Source organism: Geomonas sp., from assembly GCF_035254065.1.
GTDB lineage: Bacteria > Desulfobacterota > Desulfuromonadia > Geobacterales > Geobacteraceae > Geomonas.
This window is the reverse complement of record NZ_DATFBA010000398.1, coordinates 1-6055: the sequence shown is the minus strand read 5'-3', so window position 1 is coordinate 6055 and position 6055 is coordinate 1. Positions and strand designations below refer to the sequence as shown.

7 protein-coding genes are annotated in these 6055 nt (G+C 61.8%); all 7 read left to right on the top strand.

All coding sequences use genetic code 11. The features are described 5' to 3' along the window. Positions 1-351: sensor histidine kinase (locus VJ604_RS18750; protein ID WP_324085140.1), on the top strand; the 351-nt coding region annotated here is incomplete at its 5' end. 2 nt (positions 352-353) lie between these two features. Further along, positions 354-1703, top strand: coding sequence for a sigma-54-dependent transcriptional regulator (locus VJ604_RS18745; protein ID WP_324085138.1), 1350 nt, complete (start codon positions 354-356; stop codon positions 1701-1703). A gap of 199 nt (positions 1704-1902) precedes the next feature. Further along, complete coding sequence (locus VJ604_RS18740; protein WP_324085136.1) at positions 1903-2454, top strand: MamS/MamX family magnetosome protein; 552 nt, start codon at positions 1903-1905, stop codon at positions 2452-2454. Next, positions 2455-3348: a transporter gene (locus VJ604_RS18735; RefSeq protein WP_324085135.1), complete on the top strand. Its 894-nt coding sequence runs from the start codon at positions 2455-2457 to the stop codon at positions 3346-3348. A 47-nt stretch (positions 3349-3395) separates the two neighbouring features. Next, a complete protein-coding gene (locus VJ604_RS18730) occupies positions 3396-4304 on the top strand; it encodes a hypothetical protein (RefSeq protein ID WP_324085133.1) in 909 nt (302 codons plus the stop codon). A 342-nt stretch (positions 4305-4646) separates the two neighbouring features. Continuing rightward, positions 4647-5489, top strand: a complete 843-nt coding sequence (locus tag VJ604_RS18725; protein WP_324085131.1) for an IclR family transcriptional regulator — start codon at positions 4647-4649, stop codon at positions 5487-5489. A 255-nt stretch (positions 5490-5744) separates the two neighbouring features. Further along, positions 5745-6055, top strand: a 311-nt coding sequence (locus tag VJ604_RS18720; RefSeq protein WP_324085129.1) for a hotdog domain-containing protein, incomplete at its 3' end; no start/stop codon positions are given.

Genomic DNA, 6055 nt, shown 5'->3' with positions numbered 1-6055 from the left:
GTGGCCGGGAACCGGGACAGCATGGAACAGGTGCTGCTCAACCTAGGGAAGAATGCGCTGCAGGCCATGCCCGAAGGGGGAACGCTAATGATCGGTACCCAAAAGCGGGGTGACCGGGTGCTGCTCACCTTCCGGGATTGCGGCTCGGGTGTGGCCGAGGAGGATCTGCAACGGGTCTTCGAGCCCTTTTTCACCACCAAGAGCAGGGGGACAGGTCTTGGGCTCGCGCTGTGCAAGAAAATCGTGGAAGAGCACGCTGGGACGATAGAGCTTAGCAGCGTGGCAAACGAAGGAACGACGGTAACGGTGACCCTGCCGCTCGTGAAGCGGGAGAGGGACCGCTGGGGTTAATCATGAAAGGGAACATCCTGCTGGTAGAGGACGATGACACCTTCAGGAGCTTTCTGAAGACCATCATCGAGGATGACGGGCACGAGGTGGAAACCGCCGCCGACGGCAGCGCCGGGTTGCGCCTGCTGCGCAAGAGAAATTTCGACCTGGTGGTCTCCGACCTTAAGATGCCGGGGAAGAGCGGACTGGAACTGTTCCGCGCGACCCGCAACGACCCGGACCCGCCCCAGTTCGTGTTCCTGACCGCCTTTGGCAAGGTCGAGGAGGCGGTTGCCGCCATCAAGGAGGGGGCGGTCGATTTTCTGACCAAACCGCTCGCCGATCCAGACACGCTGCTCGCCCTGATCAATCGCACTATCGAGGCCAGGGCCAGGAGACACGAATACCTCTCCCTCAAGGAAGCGGCAGCCGCCGGCTTGCCGCCGGAGGAGCTGATCTTCGCCGGCCAGGCGATGCGTCCGGTAAAACGGCTGGTGCAGGATGTTGCACCTACCCAGGCCAATGTGCTCATCTCCGGTGAAAGTGGGACCGGGAAGGAGCTGATTGCCAGGACCATCCATCAGTTGAGCACCCGTGGCCTGGGTCCCTTCATCGCCCTGAACTGCGCCGCCATTCCTGAAAACCTCCTGGAAAGCGAGCTGTTCGGCCACGAGAAGGGGGCCTTCACCGGCGCAGTCCAGGCACGCCAGGGAAAGTTCGAGCTGGCCAAGGGGGGCACCATCTTCCTGGACGAGATCGGAGAAATGCCGCTTTCTCTGCAGGCCAAGCTGCTGCGCGTTCTGCAGGAGAGGGTCTTCGAGCGGGTAGGGGGGAACCGTGAGTTGAAGGCCGATGTCAGGGTTATCGCGGCCTCCAACCGCAACCTCCGCCAGGAGGTCGATGAGCGCCGCTTCCGCGAGGATCTCTACTACCGGTTGAACGTCTTCCCGCTCGCCCTGCCGCCGCTTCGGGAGCGCGGCGATGCCCTGCCGCTTTTGGTCGACTACTTCCTGCGCCGATTCGCCGCGCAAGTCGGCAAGAAGATCAAGGGGGTCGATGCCGGGGCCCTGCGGGCGATGCAGCACTACCAGTGGCCAGGCAACGTCCGCGAGCTGCAAAACGTCATGGAACGGGCGGTGATCCTGGCCCGGGAGCAGGTCGGGCTCGATGCGCTTCCTGAAGAGATGCTGCAAAAGGAGGCCCCCGCCAGCTTGGACAGCCGTGAGATGCTGAAGTCTGCAGAGAAGGAACTTATCGCCAAGGCCATCCGCATGCATGGCGGCAACCGCCGGCTGGCAGCCGAGGAACTCGGCATCTCCCGGCGCAGCCTCCAGTACAAACTGAAGGAGTATGGCATGCTGGAGGATGCCTAGTCCGTGCAATTTCAAGTAAGATAGGTGCAAAACGCTGCACGTTTTAGCCCCCCTCTCTCCACCTTCCCCCAATCCCCCCTAATGATTACAGCGTCTTACCGGTTTGCTGCCAGTTGGCATGCAGTGTGGATATAACCACACACACGATGACCAGGGCGGCCAGGGGCGGACCGCCGGAAAAGGAAACCAGATAACTGCCATGACCATCCACCGGCTCTCGACGATTCTCAGCTGGGCGCTGCTCCTCTGCTCCCTGTCCGCCGCCCCGGCCTTCGCCGGCTTTGCGAGCTTTTTCGGATACGGGGACGACAGGGGCAAAAGCGGCCTGGACTTCAGCCACGGCTACGACCTCAACACGGTGACCACGGTAGCCGGCCGGGTGGTGTCCGTGAACCATGCGGGGGAAGGGGACCAGGTCATCATCGAGCTGCGCAGCGGCGCCGACTCGGTCAATCTCAGCGTAGGGCCCAGGAACTTTTGGGAGAAGAAGGGGATAGCGGTGCAGGTAGGGGACGAGGTCACCGCCAAGGGGGCCAAGGCCCAGGGGCAGGATGGCAAGCAGTACCTGATGACCCAGAAGCTGGTCAACCGCACCACCGGTTCCCAGGCCGAGCTGCGTACTGCCAAAGGGGAGCCGGTCTGGAAGGTGGGTGGCGGGTCGGGAACCGGCATGCAGCGGTCCTCCGGAGGAAGCCTTTATCAAAACGGCATGATACGTGGTGGCGGTGGCGGCATGATGATGAGGCATTAGATGACGGTTGAGACGGGCCGATTGCACAGGATGGAGATGGTGAGGACCTCTGATAGGTTGAGACGGATGAGCTGCCTGCTGGCGGCCTTCGCCCTGAGCTGCCCCGCGTTGGCGCATGCCGCGGGACCGTTGGCCACCGTTGGTGTTGGCTTCGAATTCGCCTCCGGGACCTACGGAACCGGCCACCGCACGGAGTCGGTCTACGTCCCCTTGACCGCCGCCTACTATCCCACCGACCGGCTTGCGTTCTCGCTTGAGATTCCCTTTCTCTACCAGAGCAACTCCCAGGTGAATACCGGTCTCTTCACCGGGGCAGGCAGCACTGCCATGCACGGCATGTCCATGATGGGTCCCGGGACGCTGGGCAGTACGAGCTCTTCCTCGTCCACTGCCGGCAGCGGGGGGAGCGCGGAGAGCGGACTGGGGGACATGATCGCCAAGGCCGGCTATGTGCTGGTCCCGGAAGGCGACTACAAGCCGAAGATCCGCCCCTATCTCCAGGTCAAGTTCCCGACCGGCGACCAGAACAAGGCCTTGGGCACCGGCACCTTCAGCGAATCCATATTCGTGGAGCTCTCCAAACAGCTCGGCAACTGGTACTCGTTCGCGGAGACCGGTTACACCTTCCAGGGGAGCTCGAGCAGGATCGCTCTCAAGAATTACCTCAGCTACGACGCCGGCATCGGCTACGGCATTGCGGACAGCTTCCTCCCCATGGTCATCGTGAAGGGCTCTGGCGCTCCGGTGGCGGGATCGGGCGACCTGCTGGAAGTCCGTCTGAAACTGAAGTATCTGGCTACTCAAAGTACCGGCATCGAAGGGTACCTGGCAAAGGGCATCACCACCAACAGTCCGGATTACGGCAGCGGGCTCGCGGTGTTCCACGATTTCTAAGCATCTTTTTTGGGCAGGCAACGTCAAAAGGTAAGAGGGACGGCACTATGAAAAAGCAGATCTTGGCGGCAGCAGCATTCGTTATGGTTGGCGCACTGGCAGGTTGCGGCGGCGGCTCGGGCTCGGGCACCTCGGCCGCGGGAGTGGCCGCGGTTTCCGGCAAGGTCGCCGATGGCTACCTGGTCAACGCCACCGTCTTCATGGACAAAAACGGCAACTACAAGCTCGATGCCGGCGAGCCTTCCACCACCACCGATGCCAATGGCAACTACACCCTCATGGTCGACTCCGCCGACATCGGCAAGTATCCCATCGTCGCCATGGCGACCCAAGGGGTGACCATGGACAAGGATACCAACCAGGCCGTCGCCAACAGCTACCTCCTCTCCATGCCCAAATTCAGCGTGAGCGGTACGGTCAACAGCAACTTCATCAGCCCGATGTCGACCGAGTTGCGGGAGATGATGGAAACCGGCAAGTACGCAAGCATGCAGGATGCCATGATTGCCCTGAGCACCAAGATGAAGCTCCCGTCCGGCACCAACATGATGACTGACTACATCAACGGCCAAAACGGCACCATGCACACCACCGCCCAGAACATGGCGACCATCATGGGGAGCCAGATGCCACAGCTGTTCTCCACCAGCGGCGGCACCACCACCCTGGACGTCAACCGGTACCGCGGCATGATGGGGAGCATCTTCAGCAACATGTCGTCGGTCAGAGCGGCCGGCAATCCTACCATCATGAACAACCTGATCACCAACATGACCAGCTATATGTCCACCATCATCACCGGCATGCCGTACCGCAACATGTCCTCCTCCTACAGCGGCATGATGGGCGGGTTCGCCGGGACAGGGGGTACCATGATGGGGGGTACCGCTACGGGCGGTACTTCCATCGGCGGTACTACTATGGGCGGTACCGCTACGGGCGGTACAATGATGTAACGCTGTAAGCACAGCTCTTTCCCTGAAAAGGCTCACTTCCCCGGCTGGAGGTGGGCCTTTTTGCGTTGTTGGCGTGGCGCGAACTGCAAAAAGGTCGCATTTGGAGTAAAAACGTAGAATATTGTTTTATTTTACCTTGACACCGTCGTTAGCAGCGGGTAACTTTCTTCCAAAGCAAAACGCTATTTACCAAGGTGTTGCATAAATCAACAGTTGTTTTGTTCCGATTTCGGTGAAGATTGGAGACGCGCTGCCTTAAGCTGCCCAAGAGGGAGACGGGACTCTCGCTGTCGATGGCAACTCCGAGGTGCTCTGGATGAAGGGTGTTGAGGAGGAGATGACATGCTGAAACGAAAGAAGGATGTTTCCTCGAAAGACCTGCGCAAGGCCGTTGAGCTCCTGGAAATCCTGGCAACCAGCGGAGGCGAGCGGGGCTCGGTGTCCGCTTTGTCCCGCGCCGCCGGTATCAGCAGGTACAAGGCCACCAGGCTCATGAACATGTTGGAGAAAAAGGGACTGGTCGAACGGGTCCTGCTGACCGGCGACGCCGGCTGCGCGCGGCGGCTGGTGGAAGAGCTGGTTGAGGGGAGCGGTAGCAGCTCTCTTGCGCTGTCCGGTACCGATGCTCCCCCGGCCCCGGTCAACGACGAATTGCACGGCATCATCATCAGTGACGTGAGGCCGGTACTGGAGTCGCTGGCCCGCCGCCACAACGAGGCGATCTACATGGTGATCCCCAACGGCGAGGAGGTCCTTTTCCTCGACATGGTGGACTGCGGACAGCCTGAGCGGGTCGAGCCGGTGGTTGGGAGACGGTTGCCCTTCTTCAGCAACGCCGCCGGCAAGGTGATGAGGGCCATCGACTCCTGGGACCTCCTGGAGAGGATCGGCAGGCGCTGGGGGCGCAGCCGCGGGCGGGGCCGCTACCCCGACCTGGCCGTGCTGCGGGCCGAACTGGAGCAGATCCGGGAGAAGGGGGTGGCGGTCGATTCCGGCGGTATGGGCGAGGGGGTGATCACCGTAGCGGTCGCCATCCGGGACTACGCCGGCAAGGTGGTGGGAGCCCTCATGATGCTGGGGCCCTCCTTCCGGCTCTTCGGCGAGCGGCTGGAGGCGGAGATCATCCCTTCCCTCAGGCTGAGCGCCGAGTCGCTCTCCATGCAGTTCGGTTACGCCCGCCCCTGACAAGGCGACTCTGCCTGTTCGAAAGCGGGATCAGCTGGCGAACAGGGCGCTTTCCCTGTATGATTGGAGTCGGCAAGGCGCGACCGCCTCTTCTTTCGCAGAGGTCCCCTTCGCACTCCCCACTTTTATTCTCGCCGCCTCCCCCCCTGCCAGGGGCGGGAGGCCTCCCCTCTGACTGGCCGAAAGCAGCAGTGGTAGCGAAAGTGGAGTCGGTCGCCGCCTCACCTGTAGTCATCCTAGCGGCAGGAGGCAGCAATGCGGCCCAACGAAACTTCGTACTACGAAACCCTTCCCCTGAGCACCGATCCTCCCCTGCGCCGCCGCTTCAAGGTCATCGATGAGGAACTGCAGGGAAACCTCCGCTTCGGCCTCCTGCTCGAGAAGCTCGACCTGGTGGCGGAGAAGACCGCGCTCGATTACGTCCGGCGCAGCTACCCCGAAGCGCGCGTGGTCACCGCCGCCATCGACAACATCCTGATCCGTCACGCAGCTGACGTCTCCCGCGACCTGATCTTTCACGCCCGCATCAACCACGTCGGCAGGAGCTCCCTGGTGGTCGGCATACG